Annotated in this window: 23 protein-coding genes; 3 read left to right on the plus strand and 20 right to left on the minus strand. The window is 64.9% G+C overall.

Annotated features, from left to right (window positions below):
- The first annotated feature begins 60 nt into the window (after nucleotides 1-60).
- Nucleotides 61-1,380 carry a DUF222 domain-containing protein gene (locus tag KXR83_RS13555; protein ID WP_437425256.1) on the plus strand — a complete coding sequence of 440 codons (1,320 nt, stop codon included), beginning with the start codon at nucleotides 61-63 and terminating at the stop codon, nucleotides 1,378-1,380.
- A 14-nt stretch (nucleotides 1,381-1,394) separates the two neighbouring features.
- On the opposite strand, the gene KXR83_RS13560 is transcribed toward KXR83_RS13555, so the two are convergent.
- From KXR83_RS13560 to KXR83_RS13595, 8 genes are all read right to left on the minus strand, one after another.
- Complete coding sequence (locus KXR83_RS13560; RefSeq protein ID WP_437425257.1) at nucleotides 1,395-2,477, minus strand: NAD(P)H-dependent amine dehydrogenase family protein; 1,083 nt, start codon at nucleotides 2,475-2,477, stop codon at nucleotides 1,395-1,397.
- A gap of 10 nt (nucleotides 2,478-2,487) precedes the next feature.
- Nucleotides 2,488-3,543 carry a phosphotransferase gene (locus KXR83_RS13565; RefSeq protein ID WP_437425258.1) on the minus strand — a complete coding sequence of 352 codons (1,056 nt, stop codon included), beginning with the start codon at nucleotides 3,541-3,543 and terminating at the stop codon, nucleotides 2,488-2,490.
- The gene (locus KXR83_RS13570; RefSeq protein ID WP_437425259.1) at nucleotides 3,540-4,649 is read right to left on the minus strand and encodes a TIGR03857 family LLM class F420-dependent oxidoreductase; all 1,110 of its coding nucleotides are present in this window, start codon (nucleotides 4,647-4,649) and stop codon (nucleotides 3,540-3,542) included. Before KXR83_RS13570 ends, KXR83_RS13565 begins: the two co-directional genes overlap by 4 nt.
- Nucleotides 4,646-5,506, minus strand: a complete 861-nt coding sequence (locus KXR83_RS13575) for an LLM class F420-dependent oxidoreductase (RefSeq protein ID WP_023954162.1) — start codon at nucleotides 5,504-5,506, stop codon at nucleotides 4,646-4,648. Before KXR83_RS13575 ends, KXR83_RS13570 begins: the two co-directional genes overlap by 4 nt.
- Before the next feature lie 54 nt (nucleotides 5,507-5,560).
- On the minus strand, nucleotides 5,561-6,667 hold the full coding sequence (locus tag KXR83_RS13580) for a prenyltransferase (protein WP_437425260.1): 1,107 nt from the start codon (nucleotides 6,665-6,667) through the stop codon (nucleotides 5,561-5,563).
- A 2-nt stretch (nucleotides 6,668-6,669) separates the two neighbouring features.
- Nucleotides 6,670-7,419, minus strand: coding sequence for a class I SAM-dependent methyltransferase (locus tag KXR83_RS13585; RefSeq protein WP_437425261.1), 750 nt, complete (start codon nucleotides 7,417-7,419; stop codon nucleotides 6,670-6,672).
- The gene (locus KXR83_RS13590; RefSeq protein WP_437425262.1) at nucleotides 7,406-8,671 is read right to left on the minus strand and encodes a glycosyltransferase family 4 protein; all 1,266 of its coding nucleotides are present in this window, start codon (nucleotides 8,669-8,671) and stop codon (nucleotides 7,406-7,408) included. The genes KXR83_RS13585 and KXR83_RS13590 overlap by 14 nt, the downstream gene beginning before the upstream one ends.
- Before the next feature lie 127 nt (nucleotides 8,672-8,798).
- Nucleotides 8,799-10,514 (minus strand): FAD-dependent oxidoreductase, encoded by a 1,716-nt coding sequence (locus KXR83_RS13595; protein WP_437425263.1) that lies wholly within the window; start codon nucleotides 10,512-10,514, stop codon nucleotides 8,799-8,801.
- A gap of 324 nt (nucleotides 10,515-10,838) precedes the next feature.
- On the opposite strand from KXR83_RS13595, the gene KXR83_RS13600 reads away from it, so the two are divergent.
- Nucleotides 10,839-11,618, plus strand: a complete 780-nt coding sequence (locus tag KXR83_RS13600; protein WP_317712872.1) for an acyl-[acyl-carrier-protein] thioesterase — start codon at nucleotides 10,839-10,841, stop codon at nucleotides 11,616-11,618.
- A gap of 14 nt (nucleotides 11,619-11,632) precedes the next feature.
- Here KXR83_RS13600 and KXR83_RS13605 read toward each other — a convergent pair whose 3' ends face one another.
- The 6 genes from KXR83_RS13605 to KXR83_RS13630 form a co-directional block, all read right to left on the minus strand.
- Nucleotides 11,633-12,187, minus strand: a complete 555-nt coding sequence (locus tag KXR83_RS13605) for a DUF3558 domain-containing protein (protein WP_437425264.1) — start codon at nucleotides 12,185-12,187, stop codon at nucleotides 11,633-11,635.
- Nucleotides 12,184-12,780 (minus strand): DUF3558 domain-containing protein, encoded by a 597-nt coding sequence (locus KXR83_RS13610; protein ID WP_437425265.1) that lies wholly within the window; start codon nucleotides 12,778-12,780, stop codon nucleotides 12,184-12,186. Before KXR83_RS13610 ends, KXR83_RS13605 begins: the two co-directional genes overlap by 4 nt.
- A 69-nt stretch (nucleotides 12,781-12,849) precedes the next feature.
- On the minus strand, nucleotides 12,850-13,218 hold the full coding sequence (locus KXR83_RS13615) for an RNA-binding S4 domain-containing protein (RefSeq protein WP_031331119.1): 369 nt from the start codon (nucleotides 13,216-13,218) through the stop codon (nucleotides 12,850-12,852).
- A 10-nt stretch (nucleotides 13,219-13,228) separates the two neighbouring features.
- Complete coding sequence (locus KXR83_RS13620; RefSeq protein WP_023954174.1) at nucleotides 13,229-13,426, minus strand: hypothetical protein; 198 nt, start codon at nucleotides 13,424-13,426, stop codon at nucleotides 13,229-13,231.
- Between the two features lie 48 nt (nucleotides 13,427-13,474).
- Nucleotides 13,475-14,227, minus strand: coding sequence for a DUF4873 domain-containing protein (locus KXR83_RS13625; protein WP_437425266.1), 753 nt, complete (start codon nucleotides 14,225-14,227; stop codon nucleotides 13,475-13,477).
- The gene (locus KXR83_RS13630; RefSeq protein WP_437425267.1) at nucleotides 14,224-15,111 is read right to left on the minus strand and encodes an AurF N-oxygenase family protein; all 888 of its coding nucleotides are present in this window, start codon (nucleotides 15,109-15,111) and stop codon (nucleotides 14,224-14,226) included. Before KXR83_RS13630 ends, KXR83_RS13625 begins: the two co-directional genes overlap by 4 nt.
- Nucleotides 15,112-15,253: 142 nt before the next feature.
- Between KXR83_RS13630 and KXR83_RS13635 the strand changes: the two genes are divergently transcribed.
- A complete protein-coding gene (locus tag KXR83_RS13635; protein WP_023954180.1) occupies nucleotides 15,254-15,754 on the plus strand; it encodes a MarR family winged helix-turn-helix transcriptional regulator in 501 nt (166 codons plus the stop codon).
- A gap of 3 nt (nucleotides 15,755-15,757) precedes the next feature.
- On the opposite strand, the gene KXR83_RS13640 is transcribed toward KXR83_RS13635, so the two are convergent.
- From KXR83_RS13640 to KXR83_RS13665, 6 genes are all read right to left on the minus strand, one after another.
- Nucleotides 15,758-16,936 carry an acyl-CoA dehydrogenase family protein gene (locus tag KXR83_RS13640; RefSeq protein WP_437425268.1) on the minus strand — a complete coding sequence of 393 codons (1,179 nt, stop codon included), beginning with the start codon at nucleotides 16,934-16,936 and terminating at the stop codon, nucleotides 15,758-15,760.
- Nucleotides 16,937-17,019: 83 nt separating this feature from the next.
- Complete coding sequence (locus tag KXR83_RS13645) at nucleotides 17,020-18,453, minus strand: aldehyde dehydrogenase family protein (protein WP_317711903.1); 1,434 nt, start codon at nucleotides 18,451-18,453, stop codon at nucleotides 17,020-17,022.
- A 125-nt stretch (nucleotides 18,454-18,578) separates the two neighbouring features.
- Nucleotides 18,579-19,448: a 3-hydroxyisobutyrate dehydrogenase gene (gene mmsB, locus KXR83_RS13650; RefSeq protein WP_437425269.1), complete on the minus strand. Its 870-nt coding sequence runs from the start codon at nucleotides 19,446-19,448 to the stop codon at nucleotides 18,579-18,581.
- Nucleotides 19,445-20,596 (minus strand): acyl-CoA dehydrogenase family protein, encoded by a 1,152-nt coding sequence (locus KXR83_RS13655; protein ID WP_317711905.1) that lies wholly within the window; start codon nucleotides 20,594-20,596, stop codon nucleotides 19,445-19,447. Before KXR83_RS13655 ends, mmsB begins: the two co-directional genes overlap by 4 nt.
- A gap of 23 nt (nucleotides 20,597-20,619) precedes the next feature.
- Nucleotides 20,620-22,140 (minus strand): CoA-acylating methylmalonate-semialdehyde dehydrogenase, encoded by a 1,521-nt coding sequence (locus KXR83_RS13660; RefSeq protein ID WP_437425270.1) that lies wholly within the window; start codon nucleotides 22,138-22,140, stop codon nucleotides 20,620-20,622.
- 98 nt (nucleotides 22,141-22,238) lie between these two features.
- Nucleotides 22,239-22,400: a DUF5302 domain-containing protein gene (locus tag KXR83_RS13665; RefSeq protein WP_023954190.1), complete on the minus strand. Its 162-nt coding sequence runs from the start codon at nucleotides 22,398-22,400 to the stop codon at nucleotides 22,239-22,241.
- Between the last annotated feature and the right edge of the window lie 186 nt (nucleotides 22,401-22,586).

Genomic DNA, 22,586 nt, shown 5'->3' on the forward strand with positions numbered 1-22,586 from the left:
CGTTGCGAGGCAGCCTTGTTCGCTCGAAAAATTGTCAGACCCCGTCTCTAGACTGGGGTCATGATGCTGGTCGAGGGGGGAACTCGGATTGCACAGTTGGCCGAGGATTTGCTACTGGTTCCGCGGGAGGAGAACCGGCGGTTCGCACGAAAAATCGCGGACGTTGTCGAACTCGCAGACCTGCGGGTGCAGGAAGAACTCGCCATCTCAGGGAACCTGGACAAAGCCGCCCGTATACCGGTGGCCGAGGTGTCGATGCTCCTCGATATCTCGCGCACTATGGCCGAGATCTATATCGACAACGGACTGCAACTACGCGACCGTTTCCACCACACGAGGGCGGCTTTCGAGGCAGGCGACATCGGCTTTACTCATGTCCGCGAGATTGTCACCGCACTACAGGGCCTGGACGACAACCTGCTGCCCGAACTCGAACCCGAGGCGATTGTCATTGCCCGGCAACGACTTCCTCGAACCACCTTGCGCGACGAACTCGACCGGTTGGTCATCGCCGCCGACCCCCATGGTGCTGCTGAGCGGCGCAGATCAGTAGAGCCACATCGCGACTATCGGTCGTCTCGAGATCTGAACGGGCTGGCAAACGTCTCGGCTACCATCAGTGCCGCCGAAGCCGCCGAACTCGACAGCCGGATAAGGGCAGTGATGGACTCCGTCTGTGCCCGCGACCGACGTCAACCTCACCAACGACGAGCTGACGCATTCGTTGCAGTCATGCGGGGCTGGGGCCACCTCGATTGCATCTGCGAGCGCGATGACTGCCCCGAAAAAGACCGTCACCCGACGCCCGCATCACCCAAACCGTTGATCAAGATCCACACCGACGCCCAAACGTTGGCCGGCCTGGTCGGACGAGTTCCGTTTCTCGAGGGTTACGGTGTCATCGATCCCGCTCTGGCCCGACAACTCGCCGCCGACGCCACCTGGCAAGGACTGTTTCAAGAAGCGAACAACTTCGCTCAGGGCCGCCATCGTAAGCCCGGCGCGATGTCGCCACCACCCGGGCTGTTCCCAGCCGACGGCCACGGCGGACTTACCGAACCACCACCTGGAGCTCTCACTTACCAGCCCTCACAGGCACTGCGAGAGTTCATCGTTGCGCGCGACGGCACCTGTCGCGCACCCGAATGCACAACACCAGCTGCCGATTGCGAAATCGACCACATCATCCCGTTCAACCACGCCGATCCCGAATCAGGCGGATGGACGATCGAGGAAAACCTCGAAGCTGCGTGCCGCCCGGACCACAAACGCAAAACACTCGGCTACTGGGCATCGCGTATGCACACCGACCGATCAATTACCTGGACAACCCAGTACGGACAAACGTTTACAACACGTCCACACGGATTCACGGCCTGAACGCGAACCACAGCTCAGCTCGCGCTGGCCGCCGCATGACGGTTCCGGATCAGGGGCAAATCCGCGATGGTGACAAACCCCGGTGGTGCGGCAACCACTGCAGCCACCGAGTTGACGGCCTGAGCGGCAGTGGCAACGCTGGCCGCGTTCACGTGTTCGGCCAGGGAGACATCACGAACGAAACTGGCGAGTGTGACGATGTGGGCCTGAGCCGATGGGGTGCCCTCGAGTGTGATCGTCCAACCATGTTGAGGCGCTGGCCAATCCGACGGCGGGCGCTCCCCTACCGTCCACACGGCCTCCACCTCGACGCGGATGTGCCCCGCTGAGCGACCGGTCCACCGCCACCACTGACCTGCCACCGTGCCCGCCTTGAGCGTGCGACCGAAGACCTCGTGGTCGACGGACGCCGGGATCACCTGCAGGTCGGTCACCACCTCGTCCAGGTCAAAACCCAAAGCGTCCCCCACGAGCCACACCTGCTCGCGGAACAAATCACTGGTGAACTTCAGGCTTGTGCACTCCGGTGTCACCTCGTCGACCGGACTTCCGAACCTCATCTGGTCGAACGTTATGTCCAGACTTTCGTACACCGACCAATCGGCCCGCTCCTGAACTTTCACGTTCGTGATGTCGCGCGTCAGCCCGGACAATGCCAACGGCAACACCACTCCGAGGTTGCCGGGGTTGAGGCCCGTACCGTGCAACGACGTTCCGCCCGCCTCACAGGCCTTGCGCAGGCGATCCTTGTCAGCACCGTCAGTACGTGCGGTGTGAAAACCGAATGATGTTGTCACGACGTTCTTCCCGGACGCCAAGAGTGCACACACATCATCGATCGACGGACTGCGGGGTGTGTAGAGGACACAATCGACATCCGACTGCAACACCTCGTCGAAGCTGGCGGTAGCGGTGACGCCCACCGTCGACCGGCCGGCCAACACACCGGCGTCGACACCATGCTTGTCGCTCGAGTACACCCTGACACCGGCCAGTTCGAGGTCGGGGTGGTCGAGGATGCCGCGCAGGGCCTCGACACCCACTGCCCCGGTGGCCCATTGGATCACGCGCGTCTTACCCTCAGCAGCGCCTGGCATCAGCCGACCTTCAGCTCGTCGGGGATCCGGCTGCCAACGCGATGGTCCCGAGATCGCGGATCGCAGCGCACGATCGCGCCACCATCGCCGCGAACATCCGGTCGCCACGATCGGTGCGACTTCCGTAAGCGCACCCGAACACCGACACCAATGGGCCCTGAACCATCGCGAACCGATAGTCGTTTAAGCACGCATCGAGGTCGTAGCCGGTCACACCCTGTGACACAAGCGCTTGGTGGTAGTCCGCGACCAGTGCCGATTCGTGGGCGCGCCGCTGCTGCGGTGAGAGGCTGGTCCCCAGAAAGTATGCGAGATCGCGTGCCGGCAGCGCCAAACTCAATGTCTGCCAATCGATTGCCGACACCCCCGGCCCGCCATCCGGTGGGAAGAGCAGATTGTCGAGCCGGTAGTCGCCGTGTACCAGACCGAAGCGCTCGGCTCGTCCCAGCGTCCAGGCCTCGCAGACGTCCACGCATTCCCACAACGTCCGGCGATCCTCGTCGGCGATCAGGTCACCGAGCGCCTCGACGAAAATCTCCGTCGCAGGACCGTAGAGTTCGGCCATCATCTTGGCATCGTCGGGGCCGTTGATGGACATCCCATCGATGTCGAGCAGGGTCGGGTCGCACCACCGGGGGCCGTGGAGGCCGGCGAGATTGATCACGGCATCGCGCGCCTGATCCACAGTGCAGCCTGCCAGCTGATCGCCCTGCTCGGCCGGACTCATGTCTTCGAGGAGCAGCGTGAAGTCCGCACCGGTCTCCGATGACGCCGAGTAGAAGCACCGCGGTACCCGAATCGAAACGGTCTCGGCGATCACCGTGTAGAAACGGACCTCAGAGCGGTAGACGCCCGAGAGCATTTCCCGGGTTGCCGGGTCTGACGCTGGCAACTTCGCGAGAAGCCGTGCAGGCACATCACTTCCGGTGAGGTCCAGCCGGTAGCACGTACCGATCTGGCCTGTCCCGACCGCGGCGGCGTCAATCGACTCGACCTCTCGGCCCAGCGCTGCCGACACCCAGGCGGCGGTCAGATCTTCGGCGGACGTCACGATCTCGGTGATCACGGCAAGGCCCTTCCGGGGTTGGCGGGCAGGCGGTCGAATCGATCACCCGGGCGGATGGAGCGCCACGCATCGAGTACCGGCGCGAGCTCGGTTGGGGTGGCGCCGTGCAGGATCACACTGTCGGCGCCTGCGGTGAACTGGTCTGCGATTCGGTTGGCGCACTGGGCCGCATTGCCGGTGGCCGAGGCAGCAAGCCAGTGATCGGGAAGCAGGGCGCTGATCCTGGTCAGGTCGTCGACAGTGCCCACGGCGTCGAATGCCCCCGAAAAGCCCTGCACAAAAGGATCATTGCGGAATCGCTCGAGGTCGGCCAGATCCCAGCCGTTCGACCGGACCAGCACCTCACCGTATCCCTGCAGATAGGTCGCCAGCCGGCCGACGAGTTTGCGCAGACGCAACTCCTCGGGGATCGATTCCTCGACGGTCGCAAGCACCGACCAGATCCGGATCGTCGCCGGGTCCCGGCCGCTCTCGGCCGCCGACTCGCGGATGATCGCCACCGAACGTTCGAGTGTCTCGTCGCTGAAGAACGTATGCAGCACAACGCCGTCCGCGATTCGCCCCGCGAGCTTGAGGGTCTGATCACCGATCGCCATCAGCATCAACGGAATGTCTTCGTCGAACGACGCATCCTGCATCAGGAACGGATACTTCCCCGCCGGGCCATCGTGTCCGACAACCGCCTCACCCTTCCACAGGGTGCGGTAGATGCCGGCCGCGTCTTCCATCTGTGCGGAGGTCACCCGCGGAACACCCATCACATCGAACAGGAGATTGAAACCCCGTCCGAGTCCGAGGGCGTAGCGACCGCCGGTGAGCCTGTGCATCGACGTTGCCATCGTCGCCGTCACCAGCGGATGCCTGGTGTTGTGATTTGTTGCCGCGGTGGCGATCCCGATGTGCCGGCTCACCGCACCCGCGACGCCGGCCAGCACCGCAGCGTCTTTGACGTTGAAACGTTCGGACAGGAAGACCGAGCCGAGACCCAGCTTCTCGGCCTGCTGAACCTCGTCGACGAGATCGTGCGGGCTCGCAGAATGCCCGGCCAGCCCATAACAACCGAGTTCGGGAAACTCCGGGGCCTCGACGACCCGCTCGGTGATCATACCGTCGCCGGGCTCAGTCCCAGTTTCCCGGCCAGTTTGGTCAGGTAGGCGCCGGCACGTTCTTCACTGTCGTCGGGCACTCCGTACAGAACCGTCGTGACGCCCAGTTCGCGCCACTTGTCCAGCTTCTCGGCCACCGGCTTGAAGTCGAGCACCACGATCTGTGGGTCACCCTCGCGACCGGCGTCGGCCCAGATCTGCTTGAGCAACACCACCGACGCCTCGATGTCCTGCTCGCCCGGCGTGGTGATCCAACCGCCAGCGCTCTTGGCGATCCACTTGAAGTTCTTCTCGTTGCCCGCGGCTCCGACGAGGACGGGCGGCGACGGCTGCTGGACGGTTTTCGGCCATGCCCAACTGGGACCGAAGTTGACGAACTCCCCGGCGAACTCGGCTTCGTCCTGCGACCACAACGCTGTCATGGCTTCGATGTACTCGCGCAGCATCGTGCGACGGCGCTTCGGCGGCACATGGTGGTCGGAGAGTTCGTCGAGATTCCATCCGAACCCGACGCCGAGAGTGACCCGGCCACCCGACAGATGGTCCAGCGTCGCGATGATTTTGGCCAGGGTAATCGGGTCGGACTGGACGGGCAGTGCCACCGCGGTACCGAGCCGGATCCGGCTGGTGACCGCTGCCGCCCCACTCAGCGACACCCACGGGTCGAGGGTGCGCATGTAGCGGTCGTCGGGCAGCGACGAGTCGCCGGTCTGCGGGTGGGCGGCATCCCGCTTGGTCGGGATGTGACTGTGCTCCGGTACGAAGTACGCGTCGAAACCGGCGTTTTCCACCAAAGGTGCCAACGTGGCCGGAGCCAAGCCCCGGTCGCTGGTGAATTGGACGATCCCGAAGTCCATCGTGCCTCCCGCTGCAGCTCCAAACCGGTCATGGACCGGTGCCTGGACACCAGTCTAGGCAGACAGACAGTAACACGTTCTATATTTGGCCAACTTGTGCAGACCGGGGGCGTCCGCGAGCGGATCGGCGTCGCGGAAGATGCCGTTGGCAGGGGTTGTACGGCTCAGCGCGTCCACGGCCAGCACCACCGCTGCCGAGGTCCAGCAGCTTTTCTCCACCGGCCACCGCTTGCCGTCGGCGAACACCAGACCGGTCCAGTACGAGCCGTCCGGGTCCCGCAGATGCTGCATGTCCGAGAGCAAGGCGGTCGCGTCCGCGACGTCACCGAGTGCATCAAGAGCCAAGACGAGCTCACAGGTCTCGGCGCCGGTCACCCACGGGCGATGATCGACACAACGGATGCCCAAGTCGGTGACAACGAAGTCGTCCCACCGCTGGGCGATCAGTTCCTGCCCGGCACGGCCGCGGACGGCACCGCCGAGCACCGGGTAGTACCAGTCCATCGAGTATTCGGACTTCGGGGCGAACAGTTCGGGGTGGCTCTGCAGCGCGTGCCCGAGCCTGGTCTGCGCAGCCTCCCACGCCTCGGCCGGCTGGCCCAGCTCCTCGGCGATCGATACCGCGCATCCGAGTGCCTGATGAATGCTCGAGTTCCCCGTGATGAGAGCCTCGTGATAGATCCCCGGATACGTACCCGACGACTGATCGGGCAGAGGATATGTTGCGCCCCAATAAATCTGGCCATCGGGCGCCTGGAACTTGATCACCAGGTCGATGGCCGAGCACACCATCGGCCACATCTTCTCCAGGAACCGGTCATCACCGGTGATCAGGTAGTGATGCCACACCCCGACCGCCACGTAGGCGCAGAAGTTGCTGTCGGTGTTGTGGTCGGTCACGGTGCCCAGCACGGTGCGGATCGCCCACGACCCGTCCGCGCGCTGGGTACGCCGCGACCATTCGTACGCCGCCTCTGCCTCGGCGATCAAGCCGGTGGCGCTGAGCGCCATCGCTGACTCGATGTGGTCCCAGGGGTCGGTCTGACCGCCCGGGAACCAGGGCATCGCGCCGGTGCTTTCCTGCATCGCCGCGATCGCCCGCCCGGTGGCCAGGCACTCTTCGGCGCTGATCAGGTCCGCGAGTTCAGGGATCGGCGTCATGCTCAGTCGGAGCCGGAGCCGGACGCGGTGGTCGGGTGATCAGCCGGTTTGCGCAGGTAGATGATCACACTCTTGCCGAAGACCGGGTTGAGCACCTGCTCGCCGACGCGGGTGAGCTTGGGCGCCGACATCATGTCCCACACCAGGAGCTTGTGGTAGGCCTTGACCAGCGGATTGTCGTTGTTCTCCACTCCCACAGCACATTTGAGCCACCAGTAAGGCGCGTGCAGCGCGTGGGCGTGACCGGTGCCGGTGACCTCGAGACCTGCGGCACTGAGCTTTCCGGCCAGTTCCGACGCCTTGTAGATGCGCACGTGGCCACCCTCGTTGGCGTGGTATTCGTCCGAGAACGTCCAGCACACCTTTTCCGGCCAGTACCGCGGAACGGTCACGGCGGCCAGACCGCCGGGCGCCAGGATCCTGGCCATCTCGGAGATGGCGTCGGTGTCGTCGGGGATGTGCTCGAGGATCTCCGACATGAGCACCACGTCGAACTCCCCGTCACCGAAGGGAAGCCGCAGCGCGTCACCGACCTCGGCGCGGGCCTTGGCCGAAGCCGGCACCTGCCCCTCGGCGATCATCGCGTCGAACATCTCGGCGACTTCGGACATGTCGCTCTCGGACTGATCGAATGCGATGACATCGGCGCCGCGCCGGAACATCTCGAACGAGTGCCGCCCCTGCCCCGCACCGATATCGATGGCCTTGGTGTTCGGTCCTACGCCCAGTCGATCAAAATCAACGGTTAGCAACGCTGCCTCCTCGAGCAAACTGATCGATCGCTTTTTGATAGTTCTCAGCCGTTTTCGCGGCGACCGCCGCCCAGCTGTAACGCTCTTCCACCCGTGCCCGACCACCTTCGCCGAGGCGGGTGCGCAGCTCGGAGTCGTCGAGCAGTTTGCCCAGCGCCTCGGCCAGGGCACCTGAATCCATCGGCGGTACCAGCAGCGCCGCTTCCTCCTGCTCGCCCACCACTTCGGGGATCGCCCCGGCGCGGGTGGCGACCAGCGGCGTACCGCAACTCATCGCCTCCACCGCCGGCAACGAGAAGCCTTCGTAAAGCGAAGGCACGCAAGCCACTTCGGCCGATGCCAGGAGTTCGGCGAGCTCGTCGTCGTCCAGGCCGGACACCACCTGCACGCTGTCGCGGATGGACAGCTGATCGATCCGGGTGTCCGACGGACCGCCCTCGACCAACTTGGACACCAGGACCAGTTCGACCTGCCGTTCCGCCCGCACCTTCGCGACCGCCTCGAGAAGGTACGAGACCCCCTTGAGCGGGGCGTCAGCACTGGCAACACAGACGATGCGCCCGGCGACCCGCTCCGGCGACGGCCGGAACTGTTCGGTGTTCACGCCCAGCGGGATGGTGGTGAGCCGGCCCTCCGGAATGGCAAAAGCCTTGCGGATGTCGACCTCGCTGCTGCGAGATACCGTGAGCAGCCGGGGAATTCGCCGGGCGACGCGGCCCTGCATCCGCAGGAATGCGTGCCAGCGGCGGGCCGTCAGCTTGCGCCACCCCTTGGCGGCTTTCACGGCGAGTTCGCGATCACGGGTGATCGGGTGGTGGATGGTCGCGACCACTGGCAGACCACTGCGTTCGATCTGCAGCAGGCCGTACCCCAGGCACTGGTTGTCGTGCACCACGTCGAAATCGTCGGTGCGGCGACGCAGCAGACGAGCCGCACGAAGACTGAACGTCAGCGGCTCAGGGAACCCTGCCGTCCACATCGTGAGCACCTCGAGCGCATCGATCCAGCTCTTGATCTCCCACGGCCATGGCGTCCGGAACGGATTCACGTCGTTGTAGAGGTCGAGGCTCGGCACCTTGGTCAGGGTGACGCCGGCAGCCACCGCTTCGTCGTCGAGATCGGGGTAGGGCTGCCCGGAGAAGACCTCGACCTGATGGCCCAGCAATGCGAGTTCCCGCGAAAGGTGGCGCACGTAGACGCCCTGTCCTCCGCAGTGTGGCTTACTCCGGTAAGACAGCAGTGCTATGCGCATTGGGACCTTTCATACCGGGCCATTACTGGCCGTAACGTTAGCTGCCCGGTACCTGCCTCGCTCACCGGCGAAAAAGGGGGCACACCGATGACGTCGGTCCTCGGACCGCGCTGCATGACCGCGACCACTAGGCCCTTGCCGCCGATTCCATCGCCTCGATGCTGACGAACTTGATCCGGCGCCTTCCGGCTTCCTTGCCTGCGGTCCGTTCGGCGAGGTCGATCTTCTTCCAACCCGACCCGTCCACCCGGCCCGCACCACGTTCGGCGATGAGATCCGGGATCTGCTCGCGCGACTTGGCCGGTTCGGAAAGTCTGCCCTCGGTGAAGTCGGCGATCACGGCCAGCGCCGTCTCCTGACCACAGATGCGGTTCATGCCGATGCCACCGGTTGCGCCTCGCTTGATCCAGCCCGCGACGTACACACCTTCCACGGGACTGCCGCCGCGGGCGTCGAGCACGCGGCCCGACTCGTTGGGGACAACACCCTGGGCGCCGTCGAACGGCAGGCCGTCCAGCGGCAGCCCGGTGTAGCCGATGGCGCGCAACACCATGCCGGCCTTCAGGTCGAACTCTTCACCGGTCGGCTTGATCGCGACACGCCCCGATGCGGGCCTGGGCGATTGGCCGGCGTGATCGGCGCTTTCGTCGGGCGCATTCACGAACTCATTGCGCACGCAGCGGACGGTTTCGACACCGTCTGACCCTTCGATGGCCACCGGTGAGACGAGATACCGGAACACCACGCGCTTGTTGCCATCGGTCGGGGCGCGCTGGGCGAACTCTTCTGCAATACGCACCTTGGTCGCGATGGTCGAGTCGAGGGTGCCGGCGTCGCGGGCTTCCTGGCTCGCGGCATCGAGCACCAGTTCGTCGGGGTCGATGACGACGTCCACCCCGGGCATGTCCCCCATCGCGAGGAACTCGGAGTTCGTATACGCGCCCTGAGCGATACCGCGCCTGCCCAGCAACACGACCTCCCGGACATTGCTGCTGCGCAACTTGTCCAGCGCGTGATCTGCGATGTCGGTCTTGGCCAGCCGGTCGGGGTCGTCGAGGAGGATACGGGCGACGTCGAGCGCCACGTTGCCGTTGCCGACGATCACTGCGCGCTCGGCCGAGAGGTCGAAGTCGCGGTCCGCGTGGTCGGGGTGACCGTTGTACCAGGCCACGAAGTCGGTGGCGGCGATGGAGCCGGGCAGGTCTTCACCGTCGATGCCGAGGTGTTTGTCCGTCGAGGCGCCATGGGCGTAGATGACCGCACCGTAGTGGTCCAGCAGCTCACCGTGATCGAGATGCTTGCCCACCTCCACGTTGAGGTAGTACTCGAAGGTGCGCTTGGCGGCGGTGGCCGCGAACGTCTTCTCCACACCCTTGGTGGACGGATGGTCCGGTGCCACACCCGCACGCACGAGCCCGTACGGCGTCGGCAGACGATCGAACATGTCCACCTTGATGGCCGAGTGCTTCACGAGTTCTTCGGCGGCGTAGAACGCAGCGGGGCCGGCACCCACGATCGCGACGTGGAGTTCCTTGCCTGCGGGCAGCGGCGGCTTCTTACGGGGTGCGACCAGACCACCCGACACGTCGTGGTCGGTGTAGTAGTCGGCATTGATCTGCAGGTAACGCTCTTGGCCCTCGTCGAGCGAGTCGTCAGGGAAGATCGCCTCCACCGGGCACTCATCGATGCAGGCACCGCAGTCGATGCAGGTGTCGGGATCGATGTACAACATTTCCGCGCTGGCGAACTCGGGTTCATCCGGTGTCGGATGAATACAGTTCACCGGGCAGACACTGATGCAACTGGCATCGTTGCAGCAAGGCTGCGTGATCACGTGCGCCATACGCCTTCAACCTCAGTACTCTCGGCGTTCCCCGAAAATGGAACGTGTTCCAATTTTTACTTGAATTTACCTCAGCCGCCAATACCCGCCGAAGGCAAGCGTAGTTCTCTGCTCACAGGCGGCAACAATTCAGACCGCCGACTGAGACACTTTAGGACGTCAGTTCCATTGGCGGTAGTGCCAACCCCGCTCCACATGAAGCAACCTATGCTGCCCATTTGGGATCGAGTCCTGCCCGAGGCTCATCCCGCAGCGGACATCGTCCCAACCGAAGGGAACCCGGTGAGCCCAGACAAATCGACCATCGATCCGACCGACATCGCGATGAATCCGGCAGATCTACCGGAACGCAAGGAAGGCGCGAGCTACTTCGAGTCGAACTACCGGGTGCGAACCGGTGATGTCGACCAGGAGATGCGTCTGCGCCTCGATGGCCTGAGCCGCTACCTGCAGGACATCGCGAACGACAACATCGAGGCCACCGCCTTTCACACCAGCGACCCCTACTGGATCGTGCGGCGCACCGTCATCGACGTGATCCGCCCGGTGTCGTGGCCGGGCAACGTGACCCTGCAGCGGTGGTGCGGCGCCCTGTCGACCCGGTGGACGAACATGCGCGTGCGGGTGACATCGGTCCACGAGACCAACCGCTTCAATCCCGAGCCCCGCGAGGACGGCCTGATCGAGACCGAGGCGTTCTGGATCAACGTCAACGACCAGGGCATGCCGACACGGTTGTCCGACGACGCCTTCGAGACGCTCAGTCAGACCACCGACGAGCACCGCCTGCGGTGGAAGTCGATGAACACCGCGCCCGTGCCCGAGGCATCGGACAGCGACCGCGTACATGTCTTGCGCGCCACCGACTTCGACCCGTTCAAGCATTTGAACAACGCCGCCTACTGGGCTGCGGTCGAAGACGAGCTCCTCGACCACCCCGACCTGGTCGACGCCCCACACCGGGCCGTCATCGAATATCTACGGGCGATCACCCCGGCGACCACGGTCACCATCCGGCGAGAGCGTGTCGGCGATCAACTGCGCATGTGGCTGATCGTCGAGGATCAGGTGGCTGCGACGGTCACCGTCACCAAACGACCCTGACGTGCGTTGAGCGGCTACTGCCCGCCGCCGAGAAGCAGTTCCATGAGCTTGGTCGGCGCGGCGCAGGGGTCGCCGCTCGGTGTGGAACTGCGGGGCTCGACCCACCAGGTGTAGACGCCGCGGTCGGGTGAACGGGCGGTGACGCCACACGCAGCCGGACGGGCCGGATTGCGCTGCGTGAACGCCGTGACGCTGGCGACCTTGATGTTCTCGGTGGTGTAACCGAGCTCTTTTGCGGTCGACTTCTCGACTTCGATGTCGCCCCACTCGAACCAGTTGAAGGTGACGTCGGTGATGACCGGACCGATTACCACCCAGCGGCAGATCGCGCCGAAAAATCCGGGTTCGGCGATGGACCCGCCGACGGCCTTGCCGATGGCCTCCGGCGTCAGCATCTCGCACTCGTACATCAGACCGTCGAAACGATCGGTGTCGACGTTGCCGTCGGACGTACCGTCGCCGCCACCGATCGAGGTGGCGTCACCGTCGACCGCGCGGGTGCACCCGGCCGACAACGCGACCACTGCGAGCAGAGCCAGGATCAGGGGAACAACCTTGAGCCGCGTCATGAGGCGTTCTCGATCGACTGGGTGGACAGCGTCTTCGCGGCGGCGCAGATGTCGTCGTCGGACGGATTGCTCTGGCCGTCTGCGGGCAGGCCGTAGGAGATCGACCATTCGAAGAAGTCGGCCCCGAAAGCGATACCGATCTCGCAGATGCCGGTACTCGACCCCATGAAGCCACTGTGACCGTCGATGGTGATGTCCTCGACCGAATCGCGGGACAACTGGATGGTGGCGCGTTCCCGCCCGATGGGGCTGCCGCGGTACCAGTTGAACGAGAACTGCGGTCCGAGTTGGTCCTGCGAGGTGACCCACTCGCACACCGACGGGTTGTTCACCGTGTTGGTGAGGCCGGCGACCTTGGTCACCCGCGCGACGTCCTCGGTGGTGACTCCCCCGCACTCACCGAAGAACGGCCCTTCGCCGGCTTTGCCGGGTGCGCTCTCGGTCTCCGTGGTGGGGCTGTCGCCGTTCGATCCGCCGTCGGAACAACCGGCCAGCACCAGCATCGCGGCCGCGAGCAGGACCACCACGTAGCGCAGCGGAGTTTGTCCTCGTCTCAGACCGGTTCCGGTCGGTTTGCCACCCCTGGAGTCCACAGGTTGCAGTGTAGAGATGCCGCTGCCGATGTCGGCGTGTGTCTGCATGCCGCTTGTCCCCATGCGACGTCAACGTCCGCGCAGTCGGTCGGTCTCTCGCCGTTCCCGCTTGGTCGGTCTGCCGGCTCCGCGGTCACGTAACGGCAGCGCCGACAACAGTTCCTTGGGCGGTGGCGGGGGGCTGCGGTCGATCAGGCACTCGGCGGCCACCGACGGTCCGACACGTTTGGACACCACCCTGGTGACCTCGACGATGCGCTCACGGCCCGCTGCCCGAACCCGGACCTCGTCCCCGACGGCAACGTGTTGGGCGGGTTTGGCGGTGGTCCCGTTCACCCGGACATGCCCCGCCCGGCACGCGGATGCTGCCGCCGATCGTGTCTTGGTCAGCCGGACCGACCAGATCCAGCTGTCGACGCGGGTACTGGGCTCAGCCATGACGCCGGCCCTACTTGCGCAGCAGCGTCCAGGCCGCGCCGCCTCCCACCACAAGACCCACGATGAGTGCGAGCCAGAAGTTCGTCAGCAACCACAGGACGCCGAACACCACGATCGCCGGACTGAGTGCGAACACCACCAGTCCGGGATGGGCGGCTACCGTCTGCCTCACGGCGTTGCGTCTGGCTGGGTCAATCTCTCTGCCCATGGTTCCTCCTCGACCTCACACCCCGGCTTGACGCCCGTGCGTCCGAGTCTACGAGCCCACGCGGTGTTGCTCCGGCGAAGAGCGCAGGACCTCGACGTCGTCGAGTGCGTAGGGAGGCTGCCCGACACCGACGATGCGCACAGAGCCCCAGGGCGTGATCTCGGTGAGACGGGCCGGGACCCCGTCGCGTGTGTCGACGGCGACCAGGACATCGCGGGCCCGGGCGTCCTTGAGCTCTCGAACCGATTCCCCGAATGCGATTCCGGCCCAGTGGTAATGGCCGTCGAGAGGGTCGAAGTAGCCGCCCACCCGGATGCGGCAGTCGAACGACTCCAGGTCGTGCTCGATGACGGCGGTGCCGTCGTAGATGTCCTCGTCGTCGTGCGCCGACCGGTAGTCGTAGTCCGCGGGGTCGAAGCGCTTCAGCTTTCGGATCAGCTTGCGGCCACCGCCGCAGTTGGCCGCGGCGTATCCGGCCCACGACCGGGCAATGGGCACCCGAACTTTCATCTCGACGGCCCCCGCAACGATCATCTCCTCGATCGCCGAGACGATGTAGCCGGCCACCAGCCGCGCGGGTGCGGTTGCGTCTCCGGTGTGAAAGACGTTGGGCCGGGAAGGATCTGCCACGCCCAGGAAGCTGCCTGTCGGGGCCGGCGTCGACGTCACCACCACGTCGGCAGGGTGATCACCGCCGGAGTCCGAGGCGACCTCGATCTCCAACGGTGACGCCCGCAGCAGGTCACGGACGCCGGCGAGTACGGGTCCGCTGCCCTCGAGCCCCACCTTCAGCGCACTCATTCGAGGAATCCGGCCCGGCGCCACAGTGTGCGCGAGAACCGCGTCATCAAGCCGTTCTCCTCGAGGAACGCGGCCAGGCTCGAGAACCCGACGATCTGCATCTGCTGGAAGTTCGGATTGCCTCGGGCCGCGGCCGTCGCCTCCTGCCGGTCGAGGCCGGCTCGCGCGTACATCGCCGAGTTGGTGAACAGGTATTTGAAGCGCAGTGCGGCTAGACCATGCAGGTTGGCCGCCACAAATGTCTCCCAGCGGCTTCGTACGGCGCGACGACGGACCACCGCGTCACGGGCGAATCCGATGTGGCGGGATTCCTCGGCGACATGGATGCGCATCAGGCGCGACACCAGCGGCTGCAACTCGGGATCGTCGAGCATCTCGCGCTGCAGGGCGTCGAAGATCTCCTCTCCCACCAGCGCAGCAACCCACAACAGCGACCCCCGCATCGCGAAGGGCAGCATCGTCATGATCAACCGCTCCCACCACAGCAATCCGTAGGGCCTGGCGCCGCTTCGTTCGATGGCGCGCCCGAACATCACCATGTGCCGACATTCGTCACCCATCTCGGTGAGCGCGTAGTGGGTTTGCGCCGATGCGGGGTCTTCGGACAGAAGCCGTTGCAGCAGAGCCCGATTCAGGAGGTTCTCGAACCAGATCCCGACCGAGAGGATGTTGGCCATCTCCTGCCGCGAGACCTCGATCCGCTGCTCCTCGGTGAGGCCGTTCCACAATTCGGTGCCGTAGAGACTGCACACCCGCGGTGGGAGGAAGTACTTGTCCGGGTCGAGCGGAGCGTCCCAATCCAGGTCGACGACCGGCGAATACGAGCGTTTCACCGAACCCGCCAGCAGTCTGTTGGCGATGGCTTCTCGTGCTGGTACTGACATCGAGCCTCCTAGCTCTCAGGTGATTCCGACGCTAGGCCCCTGTCTCGAATGTGTCAATGATCACTGTGCCATGCACGAGCGGCAACGGCGCCACGGATACGGAGACGCGAAAACGCCCGCTCGTCTGCTGTTGAATGGGGGCATGTCCAGCGACGTCAGACCCGACCCGATCGCCGAGGCCCGGAAGAACTGGGAGAACGCCGGCTGGGGTGATGTGGCCGGCGGTATGCAGGCGGTGACCTCGGTGATGCGGGTGCACCAGATCTTGTTGGCACGGGTGGAATCGGTACTCAAGCCCTGGGAATTGAGCTTCTCGCGGTTCGAACTCCTTCGGCTGCTGGCCTTCAGCCGCCGCGGTGCACTGCCCATCACCAAGGCGAGCGACCGGCTCCAGGTACACGTCACCTCGGTGACGCACGCGATCCGTCGCCTCGAGGAATCGGGTCTCGTCAGGCGGGTTCCGCACCCCACCGACGGTCGCACCACTTTGGTCGAGATCACCGAATCGGGCCGCACGACAGTCGAAGAGGCAACCCTCGCCCTCAACCGAGAGGTCTTCGGCGACGTGGGGATGACCGAGGCGCAATCGGCGGCATTGGTCAAATCGATCAATGCCGTCCGAAAGCACTCGGGAGACATCTGAGCGCTAGATCATCGAGCGCATCATGCCCTGGGGCTCACCGCCGAGCTGAGTGAGCGCCGACGCGTGGAAGATCGAGCCCGGCACGTGGATGGCATGGGCGAGTCCGGCGTGCGCATCGCGAAAGAACCTCTGCATGGGGAACTTCCGGTGCAGAGCGCCGCCGCCCGACCGCGCGAAGATCTCGTCGACCGCCCGCACCGCACGCCAGGCAGCAGCGGTCTGGGTGCGCCGCCCGATGGCCCGCTCGTCGAACGAGATCTCTTTGCCCGCCTCGGTTTTGTCGTAGAAACGATCCACCGTCTCGAGCAGGGCGGCCCGCGACGCCGCGATCTCGGCGGCCGACTCGCCGATGGCATAGAGGACGTACGGATCCTCCTTGATCTTCTGGCCGGTGATGGCCACCCGATCCCGTTGCGCCGCAATGTGACACGCCAGCGCACCTTCGGCGATACCGATCACCGCCGCCGTGATGCCAAGGGGGAACATACAACTGAACGGCATGAGATAGGTCGACTCGGTGCGCCCGGCCGCCCGTGGCGCACTGCCGTCCATCACGTCTGCCGAGTCGAGGGTCCGGTAGGTCGGGATGAAGGCGCCGTCGACCACCACGTCCTTCGAGCCGGTACCACGCAGGCCCACGACATCCCATGAGTCATCGATGATGGTGTAGTCGGCCCGGGGCAGGAAGACGTGCAAGATGGTCGGCGGCATCACCGGCTTGCCGTCTGCGTCGCCCACGATCGCCCCGAGGACGATCCAGTCGCAGTGGTCGGTGCCGGACGAGAACGACCAACGACCTTTGAGCACATACCCGCCGTCGACCGGCTTGGCCACACCCATCGGCGCATAGGGCGAGGCCACCCAGGTGTCGGGGTCGTCGCCCCAGATCTCTTCCTGCACCTTGGGGTCGGCGAACGCCAACTCCCACGGGTGCACTCCGACGATTCCGGACACCCAGCCCGCAGCCCCGTCCATGGCCGCGACACCCATGACCGTCTCGGCGAACTCACGGGGGTGGACAGCCAACCCTCCGTGCTCGACCGGCTGCAGGAGCCGGATCACTCCCGACTCCCGCAACCGCTGCGCGGAGGAATCCGGCAGGCGCATCAACTCGTCGCCTTCGACACCCGCAGCGCGGATCTCCTCGGCATGTTCTTCGATCCGGTCGAGCACCTGACCCATGACCACTCCATTCGCAAGAAAACTAGAACACGTTCTACTCTAGCGAACTCGAGCGACTGGACGAGGTGAAACGCTCTCCCGGGCTAGGCGTTGTCCCCGAAGATCGACTTGACCTCCAAGAACTCCTCCATACCGAACTTGCCGAACTCGCGGCCGTTGCCCGACTGCTTGTAGCCACCGAACGGTGAATCCATTGCCAGTGGGGCACCGTTGATGTGCACGGTTCCGGTGCGCATCTTGCGGGCGACCTTGCGCGCCCGATCGGTGTCCGCAGACGAGACCATGCCGCCGAGCCCGTAGCTCGAGTCATTGGCGATGCGGACTGCGTCGTCCTCGTCCTGATACCCGATGAGGACCATCACCGGGCCGAAGATCTCTTCGCGGGCGATGGTCATGTCGTTGGTGACGTTCGCGAACACCGTCGGTTTCACGAAGTAGCCGACGTCGACGCCTTCCGGGCGGCCCGGGCCACCGACGACCACGTCGGCTCCCTCGTCTACACCGGTGTCGATGAGCCGCTGGATCTTGTCGAACTGAGCCTGCGAGACCACCGGTCCGATCTGGGTGTTCTCGTCCGCGGGCGATCCGACAACGATCTTGGCGGCCGTCTCCTTGGCGATCTCAGCGGCTTCGTCCATCCGGCCCGCCGGAACGAGGATGCGTGATCCCGCGTTGCACGACTGGCCCGAGTTGACCACCATCGCAGCGACGTCGCGCGCCACGGAGTCGGCGAGCGCATCGTCGTCGAGGATGATGTTGGCGGACTTGCCGCCGAGTTCCTGCGCCACACGCTTGACCGTGGGAGCAGCATTCCTGGCCACCTCGATGCCCGCGCGGGTGGACCCGGTGAACGAGACCATGTCGACCTCCGGGTGCGAGGACAACGCCACACCCACGGTCGGGCCGTCGCCGTTGACCAGGTTGAACACGCCCGGCGGCACGCCCGCCTCATCGAGGATCTCGGCGAACACGAGTCCGCTGAGCGGGGCGATCTCGGACGGCTTGAGCACCACGGTGCAGCCGGCGGCAAGTGCCGGAGCAACCTTTGCGCCGATCTGGTTCAGTGGCCAGTTCCAGGGGGTGATGAGGGCACAGACGCCGACCGGCTCGCGAACCACCGTGGTGGAGTTGACCTTCTCCTCGAACTCGAAGTTCTTCAGAGCCTCCAGGCCGAACATGAGATGCCCCAGGCCTGCCGGTGCCTGCGCTCCCTGAGCGAGACTCACCGGAGCACCCATCTCTATGCTGACCGCTTCGGCGAGGTCGCCGAGGCGCCGCGAGTACACCTCGATGATCTTCTCCAGCAACGAGATACGCTCTTCGCGAGTGGTCTCGGAGAACGTCTCGAACGCCTTGCGCGCCGCGGCGACAGCATGTTCGACATCCTTCTCGTCGCCGAGGGCGATCGTCGCGACGACCTCTTCGGTTGCCGGGTTGATGACGTCGAGGGTCGAGGTGGACACCGGGTCCACCCACTGTCCGTCGATGTAGAACTTCTGCGTGTGGGTTGGTGCCATGGGGGTGCTCCTAGGGATCGTCTACAGGCGTCCCCACCCATCATTCACGCAAACGAAGTCCCAGTCGGCAGAATGGCCGTACTAGCGTTCGGTCGGTCGACCCATCTGCACCCCGAGGCAGCGTCTCAGCGCAGCGTTTCGATGATCGCGCTGAAGTCTTTACCCGCGTTGTTCTGCGCGAAGTCCGCGTACAGGGTGGCCGCGTGCTCTCCGAGCGGGGCGGTCGCGCCGGTGGACTCCACCGCCGCCATCGCCAACCCCAGGTCCTTGTTCATCAGTGCGGTGGCGAACCCCGGCTTGAAGTCGTTGTTGGCCGGTGAGGTCGGCACCGGACCCGGAACCGGACAGTTGGTGTGCACGGCCCAGCAATTACCGGTGGCGCCGGTGATCACGTCGTACAACGCCTGCGACTGCAGCCCGAGCTTCTCCGCGAGCACAAAAGCCTCACCGATCGCGATCTGCTGCACGGCAAGAACCATGTTGTTGCAGACCTTCGCGGCCTGACCACTGCCGGGATCACCGCAATGGATGACCTTTCCGGCCATCGGCTCCAAGATGGTCTGCGCAGCGACGAACGCCTCTTCGGTGCCCCCGACCATGAAGGCGAGCGTCCCGGCGTCAGCGCCCTTCACACCACCGGAGACCGGGGCGTCGATCTGGGCGAACCCGTGGTCGTCCGCGTGCTGGTGGATCTTGCGGGCGTCGTCGACCGAGATGGTGGAACTGTCGATCAGCAGGGCACCGGTCTTGGCGCCGGGCAGGATCTGCTCGTAGCACTCGATGACGGCCTTGCCGTGCGGGAGCATGGTGATCACCACGTCGGCGTCGGCAACCGCCTCGATGCCCCCGGCGAACACCTCCACACCGTTCTCCTTGGCAGCCACTGCCGCCTCGGGCGACGGATCGTATCCGTGCACGGTGTGCCCGGCCTTGACCAGGTTCTTTGCCATGGGTCCGCCCATGTGGCCCAGACCGAGGAACGCGATGGTGCTCATAGGTATTGCCCCTTTGTCGACTTGTCCGCCTCTGCGCGGCCGATCACAACCCGCATGATCTCGTTGGTGCCCTCCAGTATTCGGTTCACCCGGAGGTCTCGGACGATTTTCTCCAGACCGTACTCACGCAGGTATCCGTATCCACCGTGCAACTGCAGCGCCTGATCGGCGACGTCGAAGCAGGTGTCGGTCACATACCGCTTGGCCATCGCGCACAGCTCGACCTTGTCGGGATGACCGGCGTCGAGTGCATCGGCGGCCCGCCACAGGATGAGGCGGGCGGTCTCCAGCGACGTGGCCATGTCGGCAAGCGTGAACCGGATGGTCGGTTCGTCGATCAGCTTGCCGCCGAACGCTTCTCGGTCGGACACGTAGGTGATGGCCTTGTTGTAGGCCGCCTGGGCACCGCCCAGCGAACATGCGGCGATGTTGATGCGACCACCGTTGAGTCCGTTCATCGCGATGCCGAAGCCCGTACCCTCCACCCCACCAAGGAGATTGGCCGCCGGTACCCGCGCGTCCTCCATGATGACCTGAGCGGTGGGCTGCGCGTTCCAGCCCATCTTCTGCTCATTGGCGCCGAACGAGAGTCCAGGCGTGTCCGCCGGCACGATGAACGTCGAGATCCCCTTGGGACCGTCGGCACCCGTACGGGCCATGACGATGTACACGTCGGAGACGCCGCCGCCGGAGATGAACTGCTTGACCCCGTTCAGCAGGTAGTCGTCGCCGTCGCGAACTGCCTTGGTACGCAACGCCGCAGCGTCACTCCCGGCCGCGGGTTCGGTCAGGCAGTAGCTGGCGACGGCCTCCATCGAGGCCATCTTGACCGCCCACGTGGTGCGCTGATCGTCCGTGCCGTACGAGTCGACCATCCACGTGCACATGTTGTGGATCGACAGGAAGGCCGCCGTGGTGGGATCGGCCTTGGCCAACTCCTCGAAAATCCTTACGCCGTCGATTCGCCGCAGACCGCTTCCGCCCACGTCTTCGCTTGTGTAGATGCCCGCCATGCCGAGTTCGGCGGCCTCGCGAAGCTCCTCGACCGGGAAGTGCTTGCGCTCATCCCAGTCGAGGGCGTGTGGCTCGAGCCTCTTGCGCGCGAACGCCGAGGCGGTGTCGACGATGACCTTGTCATCGTCATCCATGTCGAAAGACACCGGCCGGTCTCTCAGTCCATGGTCGGGATGACGAACTCGGCGCCATCCTTGATACCGGACGGCCACCGAGTCGTGATGGTCTTGACCTTGGTGTAGAACTGGATCGCCGCCGGTCCGTGCTGATTCAGATCGCCGAATCCGGAGCGCTTCCAGCCACCGAAGGTGTGGTAGGCCACCGGCACGGGGATGGGCACGTTCACGCCCACCATGCCGCACTGGACGCGGGCGGTGAAGTCGCGGGCGGCGTCGCCGTCCTGGGTGAAGATCGCGACACCGTTGCCGTACTCGTGCTCGGACGGAAGGGCCAGAGCCTCTTCGTAATCCGCGGCGCGGACGATGCAGACCACCGGTCCGAAGATCTCGTCGGTGTAGATCGTCTGGTCTTTCTTCACGTGGTCGAAGAGGGTCGGCCCGATGAAGTAGCCCTCTTCCAGGCTCTGACCGTCGTAGGTCAGGTCATCGGTGGCGCGCTCGCGGCCATCGATGACGAGTTCGGCGCCGGCGTCCACACCCTGCTGGATGTAGTCCTTGACGCGCTCGAGAGCAGCCTTGCTGACGAGGGGGCCGTAGTCGGCCTTGATGTCGAGGCTGTGGCCGACGCGCAGCGCGTTGACCTTGTCGACCAGTTTCTCGCGCAGTCGATTCGCGGTTGCCTCACCCACGGGCACGGCCACCGAGATCGCCATGCAGCGCTCTCCGGCGCTGCCGTATCCGGCACCGATCAAGGCGTCGGCGACCTGGTCGAGATCGGCGTCCGGAAGGATGATCATGTGGTTCTTGGCGCCACCGAAGCACTGTGCGCGCTTACCGTTGGCGGCCGCGCTGGAGTAGATGTACTGCGCGATGTCGGAGCTGCCGACGAAACCGTAGGCCTGGACGTCGTCGTTGTCGAGCAGCGCATCGACGGCTTCCTTGTCACCGTGGATGACCTGGAACACACCTGCGGGGAGTCCGGCCTCGAGGAACAGTTCGGCCAGGCGCACGGGCACCGACGGGTCGCGCTCGGACGGCTTGAGGATGAACGCGTTTCCGGTCGCCAGCGCGGGGCCGGCCTTCCACAGCGGGATCATGGCCGGGAAGTTGAACGGGGTGATGCCTGCGACCACACCGAGCGGCTGACGCACCGAGTGCACGTCGATGCCGGTGCCGGCGCCTTCGGTGAACTCGCCCTTCAGCAAGTGCGGGATGCCGATCGCGAACTCGATGACCTCGACGCCGCGCTGGATGTCGCCCTTGGCATCGGGAACGGTCTTGCCGTGCTCCTTGGAGAGCAACTCGGCGAGCTCGTCCATGTTCTCGCCGACGAGTGCGACGAACTTCATCATCACGCGTGCACGGCGCTGCGGGTTCCACGCTGCCCAGATCTTCTGCGCCTCGACAGCGCTGGCGACTGCGGCGTCGACCTCTGCCTTGCTGGCCAGAGGAACGGTTGCCTGCACCTTGCCGGTGCTGGGGTCCATCACATCAGCGGTGCGCCCGCTGGTCCCGGCGAGCGGTGCGCCGTCCACGAAATGGTCGATTTGCCTGGTCATGAGGTCCTCACAAGTCATCTACTGCTGTGTTGTCCCTGTCACTATATACTAGGACTTCCTAGTAATGCGACCCCCAGCAGTAGATGACCTGTTCGGAACTACCCGGTTTTGCGACGGAACTGATGCGGGCCACCTTCAGGCCCGTGCTGGCCGGACGCCTTGGATGCCGAATCCTTGTGATCGCCGGTGGGCAGATCGCGATTCTTCTTGCGCTCCAACGCTTCTCGGAACTTACGTTTGGTCTCTGAATCTTCGGCCATCGACTGCTCCTTTGCTTGAACACCGTCTCTCGGAGCGTATCGAGCCGAGTCGGCGATGTCAGGTGATTATCCCTGGGCAGACGCGGTTCCCGCGCCGCACCGACACGCAGGCCACCGGCCCGAAACATCCCCGGGCGGCACGGACTGTGAAGTTGACCCGTCGATCGCTAAAATCGCTGATCGGGC

It is taken from the genome of Williamsia muralis (genome assembly GCF_051487485.1).
In the GTDB taxonomy this organism is placed as follows: domain Bacteria; phylum Actinomycetota; class Actinomycetes; order Mycobacteriales; family Mycobacteriaceae; genus Williamsia; species Williamsia muralis_B.